The organism is Thioalkalivibrio sp. AKL7, from assembly GCF_000381705.1.
Lineage (GTDB): Bacteria > Pseudomonadota > Gammaproteobacteria > Ectothiorhodospirales > Ectothiorhodospiraceae > Thioalkalivibrio > Thioalkalivibrio versutus.
In genome coordinates, this window is sequence record NZ_KB906947.1 from 347,393 (window position 1) to 367,800 (window position 20,408).

The following is a 20,408-nucleotide window of genomic DNA, read 5'->3' on the forward strand; positions in this document are numbered from 1 at the left end:
CGGTCGATCAGCCTGCGGCCAGACGTTCGAGCGTAACCTTCAGGGTATCGCGGTCGGCGACATCGAACAGCTCCAGTTCGCGGTCGATGCGTTTGGCAAGACCGGTCAGGACGCGTCCCGGCCCGCATTCAACCTGAACCGCCACGCCCTGCCCGCGCAAGCCGCGAATGGTCTCGACCCAGCGCACCGGGCGATACAGCTGTGCGGCCAGATTATCCTTGATGGCCGCGGCGGAATCGGTCGGCCCTGCGGTCACATTCTGCCAGACCGGGATGGTTGGGGACTGAAAGCGGGTGCCGTCCAGGGCCGCCTGCAGGCGTTCCGCGGCCGGGCGCATCAGTGCGCAATGCGACGGGACCGAGACTGGCAGCTTCAGGGCGCGCTTTGCACCCGCATCCTTGGCGGCGCTTACGGCCCGATCCACCGCGGTGGCATTGCCCGCAATCACGACCTGCCCCGGCGCGTTCAGATTGACCGCCTCCAGGATCTCGCCTCCGGCATGCTCGAGGCAAAGCGCGTGTACCGCGGCATCGTCGAGCCCAAGGATGGCCGCCATCGCGCCTTCACCTTCCGGCACCGCAGCCTGCATGGCCCGGGCGCGCTCGGCGACCAGGCGTACCGCATCCGGGAAGCGCAGGACGCCGGCGGCGACCAGGGCGCTGTACTCGCCCAGGCTGTGGCCCGCGACGGCCTGCGGGCGGGCGTCCGTTTGTTCGGTCAGGAGGCGCCAAGTGGCAACCCCGGCAGCCAGCATCACCGGTTGTGTCCACTCGGTCTGGTTGAGTTGTTCCACCGGACCATGCTGGCAAAGGCTCCAGAGATCCGCGTCGAGGCAATCCGACGCTTCCTGAAAGGTGTCGCGGACAATGGCGTGGTCATCGCCCAGATCGGCCAGCATGCCGGTGGACTGGGACCCTTGCCCCGGAAATACGGCGGCCCAAGAAGTTGTCATTCGTTACAGATCTCGCGCGTGAAAGCGCGCGTAGTGTAGGCGGTCACGTACACCCCGGCAAACGCCGCCCATCCGCAGGGACCGGCTCTGGTCCGTCGCCGGGGGGAGGCTATGTCCCCCGAAAGCCGCCACGTGACTTGTGTTCCGCCGGTGCATCCGGATAATGTCGCACCTTGATTCAATACGAGAGGGACCGTATGGCGAAGGAAGACGAAATCGAGCTGGAGGGCACTGTAGTCGAAACGCTCCCCAACACCACCTTCCGGGTGGAGCTCGAAAACGGGCACACGATCACGGCGCACATCTCCGGAAAAATGCGCAAGCATTACATCCGGATCCTGCGCGGCGACAAGGTGATCGTGCAGATGACGCCCTATGACCTGACCAAGGGTCGTATCGTCTACCGCAACAAGTAAGTTCCCTCTCCAACGAAGAAGCCCCGGCCGGACCGGGGCTTCTTCGTTTGCGGGCCCTCCCGGGCCCGGTAACGCCGGACCGGCGAGCCGCGTCAGGACGGCACCGCGGTTTCCTGGATATCCAGCTCCAGACCGGCCTCGCCCAATCGGACCACCACTTCGCCACCGTGGGCCAGTCGCCCGAACAGCAGCTCGTCGGCCAGCGGCTTCTTGATGTACTCCTGCAACGTACGCGCCATCGGGCGCGCGCCCATCTTGACGTCGTAGCCGTGCTCGGCCAGCCAGGCACGCGCCTCCGGCTCGACCGTCATATGCACCTTCTTCTCATCGAGCTGGGCTTGCAGCTGGATCAGGAACTTGTCGACGACGCTGAGGATGGTGGCCTCGTCCAGCGGCCCGAACTGAATGGTGGCATCCAGGCGGTTGCGGAACTCCGGCGTGAACGTGCGCTTGATCGCTTCCATCGCATCGCTGGAATGATCCTGTTTGGTAAAGCCCACCGATGGACGGCTGGCCTGCTCGGCCCCCGCGTTGGTGGTCATCACCAGGATCACGTTGCGGAAGTCGACCTCGCGCCCGTTGGCATCGGTCAGCGTGCCGTGATCCATCACCTGCAGCAGCACATTGAAGACGTCCGGGTGGGCCTTCTCGATCTCGTCCAGCAGCAGCACCGAATGCGGATGCTTGAGGATGGCATCGGTCAGCAACCCTCCCTGTTCGTAGCCCACATAGCCCGGCGGCGCCCCGATCAGGCGCGATACGGTATGCCGCTCCATATACTCGGACATGTCGAAGCGGGCCAGATGGATGCCCATCTGCTGCGCCAGTTGGCGCGTGACCTCGGTCTTGCCGACACCGGTCGGCCCGGCAAACAGGAACGAGCCGATCGGCTTGTCCATGTCGCCCAGCCCGGAGCGGGCCATCTTGATCGCGGTGGATAACGTCCCGATGGCCTCGTCCTGTCCGAAGACGGTCATCTTCAGGTTGCGATCGAGGTGGCGCAGGGTCTCCTTGTCGGAACTGGAGACGGACTTCGGCGGGATGCGCGCGATCTTGGCCACGATCGTCTCGATGTCCTGGACGCCGATGGTCTTCTTGCGCTGGCTGACCGGCTGCAACTGCCGGCTGGCCCCGGCCTCGTCGATCAGGTCGATGGCCTTGTCCGGCAGAAAGCGGTCGGTGATGTAGCGATCGGCCAGTTCCGCCGCCGCGCGCAGGGCCGGCTTGGTGAAGCGCACGTTGTGATGCGTCTCGAAGCGGGACTTCAGGCCGCGGAGGATCTGCTCGGTCTCGTCCACCGTCGGCTCCGGCACCTCGATCTTCTGGAAGCGCCGCGCCAGGGCCCGGTCCTTCTCGAAGATGCCGCGATATTCCTGATAGGTGGTGGACCCGATGCACTTCAATTCGCCCGAGGCGAGCATCGGCTTGATCAGGTTGGAGGCGTCCATCACCCCGCCGGAGGCCGCGCCGGCCCCGATGATGGTGTGGATCTCGTCGATGAACAGCACCGCGCCCGGCTCTTTCTTGAGCTGGGCGAGCACGCCTTTCAGACGCTTTTCGAAGTCACCGCGGTACTTGGTGCCGGCGACCAGCGCGCCCAGATCCAGCGAATAGACGGTGGCAGACGCGATCGCGTCCGGTACCTGTTCATCGACGATGCGGCGCGCCAGGCCCTCGGCGATCGCGGTCTTGCCCACGCCGGCCTCGCCCACCAGCAATGGGTTGTTCTTGCGGCGGCGGCAGAGGATCTGGATGGTGCGTTCGATCTCGTGATCGCGCCCGATCAGCGGGTCGATCTCGTCCTTGCGCGCCTTGTCGTTCAGGTTGGCGGCGTAGAGCTGCAGCGCGTTGGTCTTTTCTTCGCGCTCACCCTCCACCGGCTCGCCCTGGGACTCGCCCGGGTTGGGCTGGGCCCCGAGTTCGTCTTCCCCGACCTTGGAGATGCCGTGGGAGATGAAATTCACGACGTCCAGACGCGAGATGTTCTGCTGACCCAGCACGTACAGGGCCTGGCTGTCCTGCTCTCCGAACAGGGCCACCAGCACGTTGGCGCCGGAGACCTCCTTGCGCCCGCTGGATTGCACATGGAATACCGCCCGCTGCAGCACTCGCTGGAAGCCCAGGGTTGGCTGGGTCTCGCGCGAATCGCTCGGCGGGATGCGCGGCGTGTTTTCGTCAATATAGGCCGCAAGCTCGTCGCGGATGCGATCGAGATCGCCCCCGCAGGCCCGCAGCACCGTGGCAGCGCTGGGGTTTTGCGCCAGCGCCATCAGCAGATGCTCAACCGTCACGAACTCGTGACGCTTTTCGCGGGCCTCCTTGAAGACCATGTTCAGGCTGAATTCGAGTTCCTTGTCGAGCATGGGAGTCAGACCTCCTCCATCGAGCAAAGCAGTGGGTGCTGATGACTGCGGGCATAGTCGTTCACCTGCGCCACCTTGGTCTCGGCCACATCCCGGGTAAAGATGCCGCATACGCCTTTGCCACGCGTATGCACATGCAACATGACCCGGGTGGCCTTCTCGCGATCCATGCTGAAGAAGGTCTCCAGTACTTCGATCACGAACTCCATCGGCGTGAAATCGTCGTTGAGCAATACCACCTTGTACTGTCGCGGTGGCTTGAGCTCCGGCCTCGATTCTTCGACCGTTACCGAGTCGTCTCGATCGGGGGATTGGGGCTTGTCATTACTCATCGGTCGAAATTACGCCTTCAGCGGTTACTCGTTTGTTAGTCGTCATCCTCGATTGGTTCCGGGTTCAGGCCAAGTGCCCTTACGGACACTCCGACCACCCGACCCTCACATGTGCTTGATCATCGCCTCGCCGAAGGCCGAGCAGTCGATCGGCTCGACACCATCCATCTGCCGCGCAAAGTCGTAGGTGACCTCGCCGGCACTGATCGCTCCACCCATCCCCTTGACCACCAGGTCGGCCGCTTCCGACCAGCCCAGGTGCCGCAGCATCATCTCGGCAGACAGGATCAGCGACCCCGGGTTCACCTTGTCCTGACCGGCATACTTGGGCGCCGTGCCGTGCGTGGCCTCGAACATCGCCGTGCTGTCGGACAGGTTCGCCCCCGGCGCGATGCCGATACCACCCACCTGGGCCGCGAGGGCATCGGAGATGTAGTCGCCGTTCAGGTTCAGGGTCGCGATGACCGAGTAGTCCTCCGGGCGCAGCAGGATCTGCTGCAGGAAGGCATCGGCGATCACATCCTTGATCACGATGTCACGCCCGGTCTTCGGGTTCTTGAAGGTCTGCCACGGACCGCCGTCCAGATCCTTCGCGCCGAATTCCTCGCGTGCCAGCTCGTAGCCCCAGGCCTTGAAGGAGCCTTCGGTGAATTTCATGATGTTGCCCTTGTGCACCAGGGTCACCGACGGGCGATCGTTATCGATCGCATATTCGATGGCCTTGCGCACCAGGCGCTTGGTGCCTTCGCTGGAGACCGGCTTCACACCGATCCCGGCGGTCTCCGGGAAGCGGATCTGGGTGACACCCATCTCGTCCTGCAGGAAGTCGATGACCTTCTTGACCTCCGGGGTCCCCGACTCGAACTCGATCCCGGCGTAGATGTCCTCGGAGTTCTCGCGAAAGATCACCATGTCGGTCTTCTCCGGCTCCTTCAACGGGCTCGGGGTGCCATCGTAATAGCGCACCGGGCGCAGACAGACATACAGATCCAGTTTCTGACGCAGGGCCACATTCAGGGAGCGGAAGCCGCCACCCACAGGGGTGGTCAGCGGACCCTTGATCGACACGCGATAGTCCTTCACCGCCTCCAGGGTCTCGTCAGGCAGCCCGGAGTCGTCATCGTAGACCTGCGTCGCCTTCTCGCCGGCGTAAACCTCCATCCACTCGATGGCCTTCTTGCCGCCGTAGGCCTTTTCCACCGCCGCATCGGTCACCCGGCGCATCACCGGGGTGATGTCCACACCGATCCCGTCACCTTCGATGTAGGGGATCACCGGATGATCCGGCACCTGCAGCTTCCCCTGGCCGTCGACGGTGATGCGTTCGCCCTTCTCCGGGACCTGAATGTGCTGATAGGCCATGCCAACTCCTTGTGCGGATCTCGTAGATGAATCGTTAATCACGTATGACCTGATTATACATGCCGGACTGGGTTTTCCGGTGACCGAACCAGTGCGCGATTGCGCGTTCCCGTATGGCAGCCCGACCGGCAGCCTGCGTTATCATCCGTGGCATGACCGATCGCCTCCCCTGTCATATCACCGTGGCCGCCGTAATCGAGCGCGAGGGCCGGTTCCTGTTCGTCGAGGAGACCGACGCCGGCCGCCGGGTGCTGAACCAGCCCGCAGGCCACCTGGATGCCGGCGAGGACCTGATCGCGGCCGTGATCCGCGAGGTCCGCGAGGAAACCTGCCTGGAATTCGTGCCCGAGGCGGTCCTCGGCTGCGACTTGCTGCAAGTGGCCAGCGGCGCCGTGATCCTGCGCGTGGCCTTCTGCGGCCCGGTGACACCGGTTCAATCCCCAACCCCCCGCGACCCGGCGATTCATGCCCTGCACTGGCTGGCGCCCGAACAGGCCGAGGGTGAATGGCCGTTGCGCAGTCTGCTGGTGATGCGCAGCATCCGCCGGTATCAGGACGGCTTGCGGCTGCCGCTCGCGGCGGTGGGCGATCTGGTTCGGGCGCCGGGCGCATGATGCGCGGCGAGCGCGTCATCGTTGGATTGTCCGGTGGGGTCGATTCCGCTGTCGCGGCGAGCCGCCTGCTGGAGGCCGGCTATCGCGTCGAAGGCCTGTTCATGAAGAACTGGGAAGATGACGACGACGCCGAGTACTGCGCCGCCGAGGCCGACTATGCCATGGCCCGTGAGGTGGCGGACTGCCTGGAAATCCCGCTGCACAAGGCGAACTTTGCCGAGGACTACCGCCAGCGCGTTTTCGCGCAATTCCTGCATGAGTACGAGGCCGGGCGCACCCCGAACCCCGACATCCTCTGCAACCGCGAGATCAAGTTCCGCTCGTTCCTCGATCATGCCCGGGATCTCGGGGCGCGCTGGATTGCCACCGGTCACTACGCCCGGGTGCGCCATCACGCGCACTACAGTGAGCTGTGCCAGGCGGCCGATGCCAACAAGGACCAGACCTACTTCCTGCATACCCTGACCCAGGAGCAACTGCGCCCCGCCCTGTTCCCGCTCGGAGACATTCCCAAGCATCAGGTCCGCGAACGCGCCCGGGAACTGGGTCTGCCGAACCATGCGCGCAAGGATTCCACCGGGATCTGCTTCATTGGCGAGCGACGCTTCCGTGACTTCCTCGCCCAGTACCTGAAAGCGCCCGAGGGAGCGATGCGCACCCCGGAAGGCCAGGTGGTCGGTCGCCACCAGGGTCTGATGTTCTACACCCTCGGTCAGCGCCAGGGCCTGGGGATCGGCGGGGTCGACGGCTTTGCCGAAGCCCCGTGGTATGTCGTCGACAAGGACCTGGACAGCAACACCCTGGTGGTCGCCCAGGATCCCCAGCACCCGCTATTGATGAGCCCGTCGCTGACCACCGAGTTGGTGCACTGGATCCACGATGTACCGGTCCCCGGTGAGCCGCTGCAGGCCCGGTTACGCCATCGCCAGCCCTTGCAGGAATGCCGGGTGCAGGCGCTGGACACGGCCGGCGCCACCGTGGTCTTCGACACACCCCAACGCGCGGCGACGCCGGGGCAGTCCATCGCCTTCTACCGTGGCGATGTCTGTCTGGGTGGGGCGGTGATCGCCACACGAACCACGAATGCGCCGTGAGTCTGCCAGGCCACTTCCGGTATAGTGGCCGCTGCCCGGCGACCCGACTCCGACCCACCCAAGGAACCGACTGGTTTGGACCGCTCCGATCACAACCGCACCCTGGCGCTGGCCGCCCTCTTCCAGTGCGCGAGCCTGGTCAAGGATCTGGCCTGGCGCGGGAGCTGCGACGACTACGAATTCGAGGTCCTGGTCGGGAGCCTGTTCGCCTTCGACGCGGACACCCCGGAAGCGGTCTATCGCGAGGCGGTCAGCCTGCGCAGTGGTCTGGAGCGCATCGAGAGCCAACTGCAAAACGGCAGCAAGCCGCCGGACATGGAGATCACCCGTTACGCCATCGGGCTGATCTTCCTCGAGCGCAAGCTGCAAAAGCGTGACGACATGCTGCAGAAGCTGACCGACGGCCTGCAGGGCGCCCAGCGCCAGATCGACTACTTCCACATCACCCACGAAAGCGTGATTGCCCGGCTGGCCGAGATCTACAAGGAGACCATCTCCGAACTCGGCCCGCGCATCATCGTGCAGGGCGAACAGAACAACCTCTCCAATCCCGACACCGCAGCGCGCATCCGCGCGCTGCTGTTGGCCGGGATCCGGGCGGCGGTCCTCTGGCGCCAGGCCGGTGGATCGCGCTGGAAATTGCTTTTCGGCCGCAAGCGGCTGATTCGCGAAGCGCATGCCATCCTCAATCGACTCAATACCTGAACGCGGAAGACGCACATGAGCCACGCTGACCCCAAGAACACCCGGACCCTCACCGCTGGCGGCCGCGAATGCCGCTACGTGCCGATCACCGACGACGCCCGGGCGACCGACCTGCCGTTTGCGCTGAAGGTGCTGCTGGAAAACCTGCTGCGCTTCGAGGACGAGCGCACGGTGCGCCGCGCCGACATCGAGGCCTTGCTGGACTGGGATCCGAAGGCGGAACCCTCCCAGGAGATCGCGTTCCGTCCCGCGCGCGTGCTGCTGCAGGACTTCACCGGCGTGCCCGCGGTCGTCGACCTGGCCGCGATGCGCGATGCCATGGAGGCGCTGGGGGGCGATCCGAAAAAGATCACCCCGCTGCAGCCAGCCGAACTGGTCATCGACCACTCGGTGCAGGTGGATGCCCACGGCAACGCCAACGCGATGAACCTGAACGCGGAGCTCGAATACTCGCGCAACCGCGAGCGCTACAGCTTCCTCAAGTGGGGCCAGCAGGCGTTCGACACCTTCAAGGTGGTGCCGCCGGACACCGGCATCGTCCACCAGGTAAACCTGGAGTACCTGGCCCGCACGGTGTTCGTGGATGACCAGGCCGAGGGGGGCTGCATGGCCTACCCGGACACCCTGGTCGGGACCGATTCCCACACCACCATGATCAACGGCCTGGGCGTGCTCGGCTGGGGCGTGGGCGGCATCGAGGCCGAGGCCGCGATGCTCGGCCAGCCGATCTCCATGCTGATCCCGCAGGTCGTGGGCTTCCGCCTGACCGGCAAGCTGGCCGAGGGCGCGACCGCGACCGACCTGGTGCTGGTGATCGTCGAGACGTTGCGCAAGAAGGGCGTGGTCGGCAAGTTCGTCGAGTTCTTCGGCGACGGCCTGGCCGATCTGCCGCTGGCCGATCGCGCGACCATCGCCAACATGGCGCCGGAATATGGCGCCACCTGCGGCATCTTCCCGATCGATGACGAGACCCTGACCTACCTGCGCCTGACCGGGCGCGACGCCCAGCACATCGAGTTCATCGAGGCCTACGCGAAGGCCCAGGGCCTGTGGCGCAACGACAACGCCCCGATCGCCCGCTACAGCGACATGTTCGAACTGGATCTGTCCACTGTGGAGCCGAGCCTGGCCGGGCCCAAGCGCCCACAGGACCGCATCCCGCTGAGCCAGGCCGGCGCGACCATCAGCCGTCACCTCGACACCATGCTGAAGGAGCGCGCCAGCGGCGCCGACGAACCGGACGACGCCGAGCGCTTCGCGGCCGAGGGCGGGCACACCGCGGTCGGCGTGGAGCATCAGGCGGAGGAGCCCCACCACACCGCCATCGAGATGGACGGCGAGACCTTCACCCTGGATCACGGCGACATCGTGATCGCGGCGATCACCTCCTGCACCAACACCTCCAACCCCTCGGTGATGCTGGGTGCCGGCCTCGTGGCGCGCAAGGCGCGCGAGGCCGGGCTGCAAGTGAAGCCCTGGGTCAAGACCTCGCTGGCCCCCGGCTCCCGCGTGGTAACCGATTACCTGGAGAAGTCCGGGCTGTTGACCGATCTGGAAGCCCTCGGTTTCCACGTGGTGGGCTATGGCTGCACCACGTGCATCGGCAACTCCGGTCCGCTGCCGGAACCGATCTCCGAGGCCATCATCAAGGACGACCTGATCGTCAGCTCGGTACTCTCCGGCAACCGCAACTTCGAGGGGCGGATCCACTCGGAGGTGCAGATGAACTTCCTGGCCTCGCCGCCGCTGGTGGTCGCCTACGCCCTGGCGGGACGCAGCAACATCGACCTGTACAGCGACCCGATCGGGGAGAATCAACAGGGCGAGCCGGTCTACCTGAAGGATATCTGGCCGACCACGCAAGAAGTGCGCGAGGCGGTGGCCAGCCATGTCGGCGCCAGCAGCTTTACCAGCGCCTATGGTGACCTCTATTCCGGCGAGGAACGCTGGCGCAACCTGGAGGCTCCACAGGGTCAGCGCTTCGACTGGCAGGAGGACTCCACCTACGTACGCAACCCGCCCTACTTCGAGGGCATGAGCATGACGCCTACACCCTGGAACGATGTCCAGGGCGCGCGCGTCCTCGCGCTGCTGGGTGATTCGGTGACCACGGACCACATCTCCCCGGCCGGCTCCATCGCCAAGGACAGCCCGGCGGGTCGCTACCTGGAGTCCCAGGGCGTGAAGCCGGCCGACTTCAACTCCTATGGCTCCCGCCGCGGGAACCACGAAGTGATGATGCGCGGGACCTTCGCCAACGTGCGCCTGCGCAATCTGCTGGCGCCCGGGACCCAGGGGGGCGTGACCCAGCACCTGCCGGATGGCGAGCAGATGTCGATCTACGACGCGGCGATGCAGTACCAGGCAGAGCACACCCCGCTGATCGTCATCGCCGGACAGGAATATGGCACCGGCTCTTCGCGCGACTGGGCCGCCAAGGGCACCCTGCTGCTGGGCGTCAAGGCGGTCATCGTCGAGACCTTCGAGCGTATCCACCGCTCCAACCTGGTGGGGATGGGTGTACTGCCGCTGCAGTTCCTGCCCGGCGAGAACGCGGCCAGCCACGAACTGACCGGGCGCGAGACCTACAGCATTACCGGCGTGGAGAACGGCGAGTCGCGCGAGGCCACGGTCACGGCCGTGGCCGATGATGGCCAACGCAAGACCTTTGCCGTGCGTGTGCGGCTGGATACCCCGCAGGAGGTGGATTACTTCCGCCACGGCGGCATCCTGCCCTACGTGTTGCGCCAGCTCGCGGCTTCCGCATAAGGTTTGGCCATGGGACGGCGGGTATCCACGGAGGTGATTCAGTCCGGTCAGACGCTGGCAACAGCCGTGCATGACCGTTCCGGCCGTCTCCTGATCCCCGCCGGCATGGTGCTGCAGGACAAGCAGATCCGCGTGCTCCTGTCCTGGGGCATCAGCACTGTCGAGATCGTCGAGGACGAACATGCCGCAGCCAACGATTCCCAGGACGACGAGGTCCCGGACCTGGCTGCGGATGCCCGGCCCACGCCGGAGATGGAGGAACAGGCCGATGCCATCCTGGCCGAGCGCTTCCGTCACTGTGACTTGACCGGCTATCCCATGGACGGCATCTACTCCATCGCGCGTACCCAGCTGCTCGACGAGCTCATGCGCCGCGGCCACAAGGCCCGGAGCGCATGATGACCGTTGCCGAGTTTCTCGAGCAGGATGACTCGTTGTGCAGCTTTTCCGGGAGTTACAACACGATCTTCTCGCGCCTTAGCGACCCGACCGCGAACGTGGCCGGGATTACCGAGGCGGTGGAACTGGACCCGGCCATTGCGGCGAAGACGCTGCGCATGGCGAACTCTTCGCTGTACGGTTTCCCCGAACCGATCGATACCCTGCACCGGGCAGTCTCCATCATCGGCCTGCAACAGATGCGGCAGATCGTGCTGTCGACCATCGTGATCGAGCACTTCCGCGGCCTGCCGGTCATCGGCGTCGACATGGAATCGTTCTGGCGCCACAGCATTGCAGTCGGCGTGCTCAGCCGCTCGATCGCCCGCTTTCGGCGCGAAGCGAACATCGAACGTCTGTACCTCTACGGGATCATGCACGACCTCGGGCGGCTGCTGCTGTTTCTCCGGCTGGGCAGCCGCACCGAGGAGCTGATCAACATCCGCGAGCGCGAGCAGTGCCTGTTGTACGAGGCAGAACGCGAGCTGCTGGGTTTTGACCACGCCGCCATCGGGTCCGCCCTGCTGGAGGAATGGGGCATGGCCCCGGCCCAGGTGGAAGCCACGCGCTACCACCATGCCCCGGAAGAGGCCCGCGCGTTTCCCGTGGAGACGGCCATCGTGCACGTCGCCGACAGCATCGCCAACTCCTTGCGCCTGGGATCCTCCGGGGAACGTTTCGTGCCCCCGGTTGCCCCGGAGACCTTCGACCGCATTGGCCTGGAGATGGCGGTCTACGAGGACATCATCGGCCACGCCCGCAAGCATCTGGATCAGATGCAGACGATCCTCCTCGACTGAGCCTGTATGCAAGCAAAGGACGCTGTTGCATGAGCCCATCGTACCGCACGCCCGAGGAGGTCAATGCCCTCCATGAGCGCATCCGTTTCCTCGAGGAAGCGCTGGAGGCCAACGCCTACGCGATGGATGTGCTCGCCTCGACCACGGCGATCTTCGGCGACACTGACCGTAACCGCAGTCCCGAACTGATCATCCAGAACACCGTCGAGTCCATCCGGCGCCTGCTGCCGACGCAGGACATGGCGGTGTACGTCCTGGACAACGACTGCTCGTTCAACCTGGACTATCAGGAACGCCCCGGGGAACTGGCGCCGGACCTGTCGGAGACTGTCGAGCAACTGATCCAGGACGGCCAGTTCTCCTGGGCGCTGCACCAGAACCATCCGGTCTGTCTGCCCTCCCCGGTCGAGGGCGAGAGTGTGATGCTGCACGTGATCTCGACGCGCACCCGGATTCGCGGGATGTTCGTCGCCCGCTTCCGGCAGGCGGAGCTGCAACGCTACGAGATGATCCTGTCGACACTGACCATGGTGCTGTTCAACACCGCCTATGCCCTGGAGAGTGCCGACCTGTTTCAGATGATGGACCGGCGCCAGAAGGCACTGCAGCGCATCACCGAGCGCCAGTCACGCGAGCTGCTGCACCACATGTCCCACGACTCGCTGACCAACCTGCCCAACCGCATGCTGTTCAGCGACCGGCTGTCGCAGGCGATGGAGCGCCACGCGGGTGCTGCGGCGGGTCATGTGGCCTTGATCCTGCTGGATCTGGACAACTTCAAGCGCACCAACGATTCGCTGGGTCACCGCGCCGGCGACGAGCTGATCCGCAAGGTCGCCCAGGACCTGTCCGCTCTGCTGGACCATGCCCGAGAACGCTCGGGACGCCACCTGCGAACCACCCTGTCGCGTCTTGGCGGCGACGAGTTCGGCATCCTCGTCGAGGACACCCATGGCCTGGAGGGCGTTGTCCGGCTGGTCACCGATGTCGTGCGCAAAACGGCGACCGAGCGGCAGATCTTCGATCAGCCCGTGGTCAGCAGTGTCTCCTGCGGGATTGCCGTCTACCCCTATGACGGCGAGGATGCGGACACCCTGCTCGGCAATGCCGATGCGGCGATGTACGAGGCCAAGCAGCGCGGTCGCAACGGGTTCCGGTTCTACACTCAGGACCTCAACGCCCGCACCTTCCGCCACTTTGAGCTGGAAAACGAACTGGGGCAGGCAATTGCCAATGATCAGCTAAGACTGCATTACCAGCCCAAGATCGACCTGGACAGCGGCCGAATCATCGGCGCGGAGGCGTTGATTCGCTGGCAGCACCCAACGCTGGGTCTGCTGCCCCCCAGCCACTTCATCGAACTGGCCGAGGACATGACCCTGATCGAGGAGATCGGGGAATGGGTGTTGCGCCAGGTCTGTCGGGACCTGCAGTCCCTGCGCCTGGCCGAAGACGAACTGCCGCGTATCGCAATCAATGTCTCCGCGCGCCAACTGCGCCAGCCGGATCTTGCGGGGACCTTCCACCGCATTATCCGCGAGACTGGCATTCCGCCCCGCTGTATCGAGCTGGAGCTCACCGAGACCGCGATCATGGACGATCCCCAAGGGGCGGCGCGGGTCTTCCAGCGACTGCGTCACGCCGGCATGTCCCTGGCGGTCGACGATTTCGGAACCGGTCATGCGTCCCTCGTGCAGCTCAAGCAGATACCGGCCGACACCCTGAAGATCGACCGCTCCTTCGTGAAGGATCTCGACCAGGGCGAGGAACATTCGCAGATCGTCCGCGCGATCATCCTGATGGCCCATACCCTGGGGCTGGACGTGATTGCGGAGGGCGTGGAGACCGAACGCCAGGCGGAGATACTGCAACAGCTGGATTGCCACACGGCCCAGGGCTTCTATTTCTCGCACCCGGTGGCGTTCGATGCGCTTCGGGGTCTGCTCCGCGACCGGATCCAGCTGCCAGCCGCGACCGCCTGACCCCGTTCGTCACCCCCGATGCATGGGCCCGGGCGGCCTCGGACTAGTCCGTCTGGGGCTCGGTCAGGGTCGCCGGGTTCAGCAAGGCCTGCAGGCGTTCACGCGGGATGTCCGTATGTTCCGCCGCGACATCAACGATCGGCCGGCCACTGGCGTACGCCTCCTTGGCAATCCGGGCGCCGGCCTCGTAGCCGATCTCTGCGTTCAGCGCCGTCACCAGGATCGGGTTGCGGTCCAGGGCCGCGCGCAAGACCTCCTCGTTGACGGTGAAGCCGGCGATGGCCCGATCGGCAAGGTGTTCGGCCGCGCGCGCCAGCAGACCCATCTGGTTGAGCAGATTGTCGGCGATCAGCGGCAGTCCGACGTTGAGCTGGAAATTGCCCCCCTGTCCCGCGGCGGCGACCGCGGCGTCCAGGCCCACGACCTGCTGCGCGGCCATGATCACTGCCTCGGGGATCACCGGGTTGACCTTGCCCGGCATAATCGAACTGCCCGGTTGCAGGGCCGGCAGGGCGATCTCACCCAGTCCGGCCAGCGGGCCCGAATTCATCCAGCGCAGGTCGTTGGCGATCTTGATCAGGCTGGTGGCCGTGGTGCGCAGCTGGCCGGAGAGCTCCACAGCGGTGTCCTGGCTGGCCAGTGCCGCAAAGCCGTTGGGTTCGCGCTCGAAGGCGATCCCGGTGCGCTCCGCCAGGCGGTGGGTGACCCGGTCCCCGAACTGGGCCGGTGCATTGATGCCGGTGCCCACCGCCGTGCCGCCAATCGCCAGTCGGTTGACCCGCGCGCGCGTGTCGCGAAGGCGTTCGACGTCCAGTTCCAGTTGCCGGCGCCAGCCGGACAGCTCCTGACTCATCCGCACCGGCATCGCGTCCATCAGATGGGTGCGTCCGGTCTTCACGATTGCGGTCAGTTCGCCCTCGCGCCGGGCGATGGTCGCAATGAGATGACGCAAGGCCGGCATCAGCTGCTTTTCCATCTGAACGGACGCAGCCACATGCAGGGCGGTGGGGATCACGTCATTGGAGCTTTGGGAACGGTTGACGTGATCGTTCGGGTGGACTGTCAAGGCATCACTCGAGGCCAGCCGCGCGATCACCTCGTTCATGTTCATGTTGCTGCTGGTCCCGGAACCCGTCTGATAGACATCCACCGGGAAGGCATCGGCATGCTCGCCGCTGACGATGCTCTCGGCAGCCGCGACGATCGCCCCGACCACCTCGTCCGGGAGCTGGTCGAGCCCCTGGTTGGCCTCGGCGCAGGCGGCCTTCGTCTGGGCCAGGGCGCGAATGAAGGCCTGCGGCAGCGGCCGCCCGCTGATGTGGAAGTTGTCCACAGCGCGCTGGGTCTGGGCGCCCCACAGGGCTTGCTCCGGGACCTCCACCGTCCCGAGACTGTCCTGTTCCTGACGCATTGCGGGCTTCGACATGCCTTCCTCCTGGTTTGCGCGTGGCGCGATGCTGTATTGCAGTTGAGCACCTTAGTATACTGCGCCGCCTGTCCCGAACCCGACCCCGGAATCCCCATGTCCCTGAGCCCGTTGTCCGCGATCAGCCCCGTCGATGGCCGCTATGCCCGGCATACCCGCGACCTGGCCCCCTACTTCTCCGAACAAGGTCTGATGCAGGCCCGCGTGCGGGTGGAGATCGCCTGGCTCAAGGCCCTGGCCGCCGAGCCCGCGATCCCCGAGGTCCCGGCGCTGACCGATACGGCCGGCGCCTTCCTCGACGAGATCGCCTTCAGCTTCAACGAGACCGCGGGCGCCCGGGTCAAGGAGATCGAGGCGACCACAAACCACGACGTGAAGGCGATCGAGTACTACATCAAGGAGCAGATGGCGGATCGCTCCGACCTGCAGAGCCAGATCGAGTTCGTGCACTTTGCCTGCACCTCCGAGGACATCAACAACCTCGCCTATGGCGTGATGGTCCGCGAGGCGCGCGACATGGTGATGCTGCCGGCCCTGGACGCCGTGCTCGCACCGCTGCGCGAACTGTCCGGCCGCTTCGCCGAACAGCCCATGCTCGCGCGCACCCACGGCCAGCCCGCCTCCCCCACCACCATGGGCAAGGAACTGGCCAACGTGGTCGCGCGACTGGAGCGGCAGCGCGCCGAGATCGCCGGGGTGGCCTGCCTCGGCAAGATCAATGGCGCGGTGGGCAACTTCAACGCCCATTCCGTGGCCTACCCCGAGGTCGACTGGCCGTCCCTGTCGCGCCGGATGATCGAGAGTCTGGGCCTGGAACCGAACACCCATACGACCCAAATCGAGCCGCACGACTTCCTGGCGGAGTTGTTCCACGCCTTCATGCGCGCGAACACGATCCTTCTGGATGCGTCGCGCGACATCTGGGGCTACATCTCGCTGGGCTATTTCAAGCAGAAGGTGGTCGCCGGCGAAGTCGGCTCCTCGACCATGCCGCACAAGGTCAACCCGATCGACTTCGAGAACGCCGAGGGCAACCTGGGTCTGGCCAACGCCCTGTTCGACCACTTGGCGAGCAAGCTGCCCGTTTCGCGGTTCCAGCGCGACCTGACCGACTCCACCGTACTGCGCAACATCGGCCTGGCATTCGCCTGGTCGCTGATCGCCTACAAGGCGTTCGGCCGCGGCCTCGGCAAGCTGGAGATCGAGTCGGGACGCCTGGCAGAGGACCTAGACCAGAACTGGGAGGTCCTCGGCGAGGCCGTGCAGACCGTGATGCGCCGCTACGGCATCGAGTCGCCCTACGAGAAGCTCAAGGAACTGACCCGGGGTCAGCGCATCACCCCCGAGGGCCTGGCGGCGTTCATCGACGGCCTCGAGATCCCGGAAGAGGCCCGTGCCCGCCTGCGCGAGCTGACGCCGGGCAGCTACACCGGGATCGCCGACCGACTCGCGCGCGAACTCTGATCCCGCGCGCGGCATGGGGGCCCCGGACCCGAACCAACCGCTCGCGCTACTCGGCGGCCTGACGCCCGCCGAATTCCTGCGCGACTACTGGCAACAGCGCCCGCTACTGGTGCGCGACGCGATTGCGGGTTTCGACAATCCGATCGAGCCCGATGACCTCGCCGGCCTGGCCACCGATCCAGACGCGGCCAGCCGGATCGTCAGCGGGCATGTCGACCGCCAGGACTGGGATGTCGAATACGGCCCCTTCGAAGCCGAGCGGCTGGGCGAGCTTCCTGAACGCGACTGGACCCTGCTGGTTACTGACGTGGAGCGCTTCTGGCCCGGTGGCCCGGATTTCCTGTCGCGCTTTGACTTCATCCCGCGCTGGCGCCGGGACGACCTAATGATCTCCTACGCCCCACCCGGCGGTTCGGTCGGGCCGCATGTGGATCAGTACGACGTCTTCCTGTTCCAGGCCGCGGGCCGGCGCCGCTGGCAGATCCAGGACCCGCCAGGCTCGCTGGATTGCCATGATGATCTGCCACTGGCCATCCTGCGGGCATTCGATCCCACCGAGACCTGGGAGCTGGGTCCCGGCGACCTGCTCTACCTGCCCCCCAACCTGCCGCATTACGGACTGTCGCTGGACGACCAGTGCATGACCTGGTCGGTAGGATTTCGCGCCCCGACCATCCTCGATGTCCTGACCGGGTTTCTCGAGGAACGCGCCAACGTGATCGGCGACCAGGCGCGCTTCGAGGATCCGGGTCGGCACCCGTCCGCGCACGCGGCGGAGCTTCCCGCCGCGGATCGCGTGGCGCTGCGCGAAGCCCTGCGCGCCCTGCTGGCGGCGGAGGATCACGACCTGGACGCCTATCTGGGGCGTTTCCTGACCCGTCCCACCGGCAATGTCGAGCTCGCCCCGGAGGACCCGGGGCTGGCGGCCACTGCAGGCCCAGCCGATCGCTTTGCGATCCACCCCGGCGTCCGGCGTGCGTGGTTCCAGGGCCCCGATGGCCCGATCCTGTGCATCGCCGGAAACGACTATCCCGCACAGGCGGTTGCTGCGGATATTCTCGAGGCCTTCTGTAGCGCGGAGACGCTCAGCATCGCGGAATGGGAGGAGGCAATCCCCATGATCCGGCAGATCCTCGAGGATGGGCTCGAGGCCGGCTGGCTGGCACCGGACGACCCGGGCGAATAGTCACGCCGCGACGACTCCGGGCTTTCAGGCTGCCCGGGGGAGACAGGCCTGCGCGGCCCGCTCGATCAGTGCCGGCCCGGCATCTGGGTGGTGGGCGCCCTCGGTCAGGATCCGCCGCCACTGGCGCGCGCCCGGCGCGCCGTGGAACAGGCCCAGGACATGCCGGGTCAGACGCGCCAGCGGCACGCCATCACGGCGCATCCCCTCCGCAATCCCCAGGATGCCCTCCAGGACCTCTTCGCGCGTCGGGTCGTCCCCGCCCCCGAAATACAGGCGGTCCACAACCGACAGGCTCCAGGGCTGGTGGTAGGCCAGCCGACCGAACATGACCCCGTCCACATGCTCCAGGTGCGCGCGCGCGGCGCCGACGTCGTCCAGTCCGCCGTTCAGGACAATCGTCAGGTCGGGAAACTCGGCCTTCAGTCGATAGACGCGCTGATAGTCCAGCGGGGGAACGGCGCGATTGTCCTTTGGACTGAGCCCCTGGAGCCAGGCCTTGCGCGCGTGCACCACGAAGTGGCGGCACCCGGCGGTGGCCACGCGTTCGACAAAGGCGTGCAGGTCGGCCTCCGAGTCCTGGTCGTCAATGCCGATGCGGTGCTTGACGGTGACGGGGACGTCAACGGACTGCTGCATGGCTGCGACGCACTCGGCCACCAGGCCCGGTTGTGCCATCAGGCAGGCCCCGAACGCGCCCGACTGCACACGGTCGGAGGGGCAACCCACGTTCAGGTTGATCTCGTCGTAGCCGCGATCCGCCGCGATGCGCGCGGCCTGCGCCAGCGTGGCCGGATCGGAGCCGCCCAGCTGCAGCGCGATCGGGTGTTCCACCGGGGAGAACCCCAGCAACCGTTCGCGATCCCCATGGATGACCGCGTTGGCATGCACCATCTCGGTGTACAACAATGCCCGTCGTGTCAGCAGCCGATGGAACCGGCGACACCAGGTGTCCGTCCAGTCCATCATCGGCGCAACCGAAAACCGCGGGTCGGGAGCGTGGCCCGCGTTACCCATTCACAGAATCTCCATGCCGCGCAGGCGGCGCCCAAAAATCAGAAAGGATTGCCATTATGTCGGAAAGCGAAGTGCCTGAAACCTTTCGCGATAGTGTCTCACACATGGTCGACCGGGCCATGGGCTACCTCGATCTTCCCGAGGGGGCCCGGGAGGCCGTCAAGACCTGCGACTCGGTCATTCAGGTGAGCTTTCCGATCCGCTTTCGCGACCGCATCGAGGTGTTCAAGGGCTGGCGCGCGGTGCATTCCGCCCATCGCCTGCCGGCCAAGGGTGGCCTGCGGTTCTCCCCGACCATGGATCAGGATCACGCCGAGGCCCTGGCGGCCCTGATGACCTACAAATGCGCCATCGTGGATATCCCCTTCGGAGGGTCCAAGGGCGGCCTGCGCATCGATCCGCAGAAGTACAACGAATGGGAGATGGAGCGCATTACCCGACGGTTCGCCCACGAACTGATTCAACGCGACTACATCAGCCCGGCCCAGAATGTCCCGGCACCGGATGTGGGGACGTCCCAGCGCGAGATGGCCTGGATCATGGAGACCTATCGCGATCGCCACCCGGAGGACCTCGACCATGCCGCATCGGTGACTGGCAAGCCGGTCGAGCTGGGCGGCATGGTCGGGCGCCTGGAGGCCACTGGTCGGGGGGTTCAGTATGCGTTGCAGGCCTTTTTCCGGGAAGGCTCGGCGGCCCGCGAGGCCGGGTTCGAGGGCGGCCTGGGTGACCAGCGCATCATCATCCAGGGCTTCGGCAACGTGGGCTATTACGCCGCGCGCTTCCTGCAGGAGGACGATCACGCGAAGATTGTCGGCGTCATCAAGAGCGATGGCGGGGTGTATTCCGAGGACGGGATCGATATCGAGGCCCTGCACGACTACGTTCGCCGCAGCGGCACCATGGAGGGTTTCGCGGGGGTCGAGTTCGTCCGCGATGGCAACCGCATCATGGAACGCGAGTGCGACATCCTGATTCCGGCCGCCCTGGAAGGCGCGATCCATCGGGACAACGTCGACCAGATCCAGGCGCGGCTGATCGCCGAGGCGGCCAACGGTCCCTGCACCTGGGAGGCGGACCAGGCCCTGCGTGATCGCGGGGTCACGATCCTTCCGGATGTGTACGTCAACGCCGGCGGCGTCATCGTCTCCTACTTCGAGTGGGTGCGGAATCTGTCGCACATGCGCTTCGGGCGCCTGGAGCGCCGCTACGACCAGGCACAGGGCCAGCACATCGTCAGTGCCATCGAGATGATGACCAACGAGAGCGTCCCCGAATGGATTCGCGATGCCGTGGTGCGCGGGGCCGAGGAGATCGACCTGGTCCGCTCGGGCCTGGACGACGCCATGCGCGAGGCCTTCCGCGAGATGCACGAGGTCCGCGAGACGGAAAGCAATGGCGAGGTACTCGACTACCGCACCGCCGCCTATCTGATCGCCCTGCGCAAGATCATTCGCGCCCGCAGCGACCTGAGCCTGATCTGATTCCCGC

Annotated in this window: 17 protein-coding genes; 11 read left to right on the plus strand and 6 right to left on the minus strand. The window is 65.7% G+C overall.

Features of this window, described 5'->3' with window-relative positions:
- Positions 1 to 7 precede the first annotated feature (7 nt).
- Positions 8 to 952 (minus strand): ACP S-malonyltransferase, encoded by a 945-nt coding sequence (gene fabD / locus G315_RS0101510; protein ID WP_081624439.1) that lies wholly within the window; start codon positions 950 to 952, stop codon positions 8 to 10.
- A 197-nt stretch (positions 953 to 1,149) separates the two neighbouring features.
- Between fabD and infA the strand changes: the two genes are divergently transcribed.
- On the plus strand, positions 1,150 to 1,368 hold the full coding sequence (gene infA, locus G315_RS0101515; RefSeq protein ID WP_012982660.1) for a translation initiation factor IF-1: 219 nt from the start codon (positions 1,150 to 1,152) through the stop codon (positions 1,366 to 1,368).
- Positions 1,369 to 1,460: 92 nt separating this feature from the next.
- Here infA and clpA read toward each other — a convergent pair whose 3' ends face one another.
- The 3 genes from clpA to icd form a co-directional block, all read right to left on the minus strand.
- Complete coding sequence (gene clpA / locus G315_RS0101520) at positions 1,461 to 3,731, minus strand: ATP-dependent Clp protease ATP-binding subunit ClpA (RefSeq protein ID WP_018145673.1); 2,271 nt, start codon at positions 3,729 to 3,731, stop codon at positions 1,461 to 1,463.
- Between the two features lie 5 nt (positions 3,732 to 3,736).
- Complete coding sequence (gene clpS / locus G315_RS0101525; RefSeq protein ID WP_018650138.1) at positions 3,737 to 4,063, minus strand: ATP-dependent Clp protease adapter ClpS; 327 nt, start codon at positions 4,061 to 4,063, stop codon at positions 3,737 to 3,739.
- A gap of 105 nt (positions 4,064 to 4,168) precedes the next feature.
- A complete protein-coding gene (icd, locus tag G315_RS0101530) occupies positions 4,169 to 5,425 on the minus strand; it encodes an NADP-dependent isocitrate dehydrogenase (protein ID WP_018145671.1) in 1,257 nt (418 codons plus the stop codon).
- A 152-nt stretch (positions 5,426 to 5,577) separates the two neighbouring features.
- Between icd and G315_RS0101535 the strand changes: the two genes are divergently transcribed.
- The 7 genes from G315_RS0101535 (at position 5,578) to G315_RS0101565 (ending at position 13,827) form a co-directional block, all read left to right on the plus strand.
- Entirely contained in the window at positions 5,578 to 6,039 is a 462-nt protein-coding gene (locus G315_RS0101535) for an NUDIX domain-containing protein (protein WP_019611760.1), read from the plus strand.
- On the plus strand, positions 6,036 to 7,133 hold the full coding sequence (gene mnmA, locus G315_RS0101540) for a tRNA 2-thiouridine(34) synthase MnmA (RefSeq protein WP_018145669.1): 1,098 nt from the start codon (positions 6,036 to 6,038) through the stop codon (positions 7,131 to 7,133). Before G315_RS0101535 ends, mnmA begins: the two co-directional genes overlap by 4 nt.
- Before the next feature lie 75 nt (positions 7,134 to 7,208).
- Entirely contained in the window at positions 7,209 to 7,838 is a 630-nt protein-coding gene (gene hflD / locus G315_RS0101545) for a high frequency lysogenization protein HflD (RefSeq protein WP_018145668.1), read from the plus strand.
- A 15-nt stretch (positions 7,839 to 7,853) separates the two neighbouring features.
- Positions 7,854 to 10,607: an aconitate hydratase AcnA gene (gene acnA, locus G315_RS0101550; protein ID WP_019611761.1), complete on the plus strand. Its 2,754-nt coding sequence runs from the start codon at positions 7,854 to 7,856 to the stop codon at positions 10,605 to 10,607.
- Between the two features lie 66 nt (positions 10,608 to 10,673).
- Positions 10,674 to 11,006, plus strand: a complete 333-nt coding sequence (locus tag G315_RS0101555) for a hypothetical protein (RefSeq protein WP_019611762.1) — start codon at positions 10,674 to 10,676, stop codon at positions 11,004 to 11,006.
- A complete protein-coding gene (locus G315_RS0101560; protein ID WP_018951458.1) occupies positions 11,006 to 11,845 on the plus strand; it encodes an HDOD domain-containing protein in 840 nt (279 codons plus the stop codon). The genes G315_RS0101555 and G315_RS0101560 overlap by 1 nt, the downstream gene beginning before the upstream one ends.
- 29 nt (positions 11,846 to 11,874) lie before the next feature.
- Positions 11,875 to 13,827: a bifunctional diguanylate cyclase/phosphodiesterase gene (locus G315_RS0101565; RefSeq protein WP_018145664.1), complete on the plus strand. Its 1,953-nt coding sequence runs from the start codon at positions 11,875 to 11,877 to the stop codon at positions 13,825 to 13,827.
- Between the two features lie 43 nt (positions 13,828 to 13,870).
- Here the strand turns inward: G315_RS0101565 and G315_RS0101570 are convergent, their stop codons facing one another.
- Positions 13,871 to 15,253: a lyase family protein gene (locus G315_RS0101570; RefSeq protein ID WP_019611763.1), complete on the minus strand. Its 1,383-nt coding sequence runs from the start codon at positions 15,251 to 15,253 to the stop codon at positions 13,871 to 13,873.
- A gap of 96 nt (positions 15,254 to 15,349) precedes the next feature.
- Here G315_RS0101570 and purB point away from each other — a divergent pair, with 96 nt between their 5' ends.
- Positions 15,350 to 16,717, plus strand: a complete 1,368-nt coding sequence (purB, locus tag G315_RS0101575) for an adenylosuccinate lyase (RefSeq protein ID WP_019611764.1) — start codon at positions 15,350 to 15,352, stop codon at positions 16,715 to 16,717.
- A 13-nt stretch (positions 16,718 to 16,730) separates the two neighbouring features.
- Positions 16,731 to 17,903, plus strand: a complete 1,173-nt coding sequence (locus G315_RS0101580) for a cupin domain-containing protein (protein ID WP_019611765.1) — start codon at positions 16,731 to 16,733, stop codon at positions 17,901 to 17,903.
- 24 nt (positions 17,904 to 17,927) lie between these two features.
- Here the strand turns inward: G315_RS0101580 and dusA are convergent, their stop codons facing one another.
- Positions 17,928 to 18,917, minus strand: coding sequence for a tRNA dihydrouridine(20/20a) synthase DusA (gene dusA, locus G315_RS0101585; RefSeq protein WP_019611766.1), 990 nt, complete (start codon positions 18,915 to 18,917; stop codon positions 17,928 to 17,930).
- Positions 18,918 to 18,973: 56 nt separating this feature from the next.
- Here dusA and G315_RS0101590 point away from each other — a divergent pair, with 56 nt between their 5' ends.
- The gene (locus G315_RS0101590; protein WP_019567867.1) at positions 18,974 to 20,401 is read left to right on the plus strand and encodes a Glu/Leu/Phe/Val dehydrogenase; all 1,428 of its coding nucleotides are present in this window, start codon (positions 18,974 to 18,976) and stop codon (positions 20,399 to 20,401) included.
- The last annotated feature ends 7 nt before the right edge of the window (positions 20,402 to 20,408 follow it).

Coding starts and splice junctions, on each gene's coding strand:
- dusA (WP_019611766.1), bottom strand. CDS start 18,917: ATGGGTAACGCGGGCCACGCTCCCGACCCGCGGTTTTCGGTTGCGCCG.
- G315_RS0101590 (WP_019567867.1), top strand. CDS start 18,974: ATGTCGGAAAGCGAAGTGCCTGAAACCTTTCGCGATAGTGTCTCACAC.
- icd (WP_018145671.1), bottom strand. CDS start 5,425: ATGGCCTATCAGCACATTCAGGTCCCGGAGAAGGGCGAACGCATCACC.
- mnmA (WP_018145669.1), top strand. CDS start 6,036: ATGATGCGCGGCGAGCGCGTCATCGTTGGATTGTCCGGTGGGGTCGAT.
- infA (WP_012982660.1), top strand. CDS start 1,150: ATGGCGAAGGAAGACGAAATCGAGCTGGAGGGCACTGTAGTCGAAACG.
- purB (WP_019611764.1), top strand. CDS start 15,350: ATGTCCCTGAGCCCGTTGTCCGCGATCAGCCCCGTCGATGGCCGCTAT.
- G315_RS0101565 (WP_018145664.1), top strand. CDS start 11,875: ATGAGCCCATCGTACCGCACGCCCGAGGAGGTCAATGCCCTCCATGAG.
- clpA (WP_018145673.1), bottom strand. CDS start 3,731: ATGCTCGACAAGGAACTCGAATTCAGCCTGAACATGGTCTTCAAGGAG.
- fabD (WP_081624439.1), bottom strand. CDS start 952: ATGACAACTTCTTGGGCCGCCGTATTTCCGGGGCAAGGGTCCCAGTCC.
- acnA (WP_019611761.1), top strand. CDS start 7,854: ATGAGCCACGCTGACCCCAAGAACACCCGGACCCTCACCGCTGGCGGC.
- clpS (WP_018650138.1), bottom strand. CDS start 4,063: ATGAGTAATGACAAGCCCCAATCCCCCGATCGAGACGACTCGGTAACG.
- G315_RS0101570 (WP_019611763.1), bottom strand. CDS start 15,253: ATGTCGAAGCCCGCAATGCGTCAGGAACAGGACAGTCTCGGGACGGTG.
- G315_RS0101535 (WP_019611760.1), top strand. CDS start 5,578: ATGACCGATCGCCTCCCCTGTCATATCACCGTGGCCGCCGTAATCGAG.
- G315_RS0101560 (WP_018951458.1), top strand. CDS start 11,006: ATGACCGTTGCCGAGTTTCTCGAGCAGGATGACTCGTTGTGCAGCTTT.
- G315_RS0101580 (WP_019611765.1), top strand. CDS start 16,731: ATGGGGGCCCCGGACCCGAACCAACCGCTCGCGCTACTCGGCGGCCTG.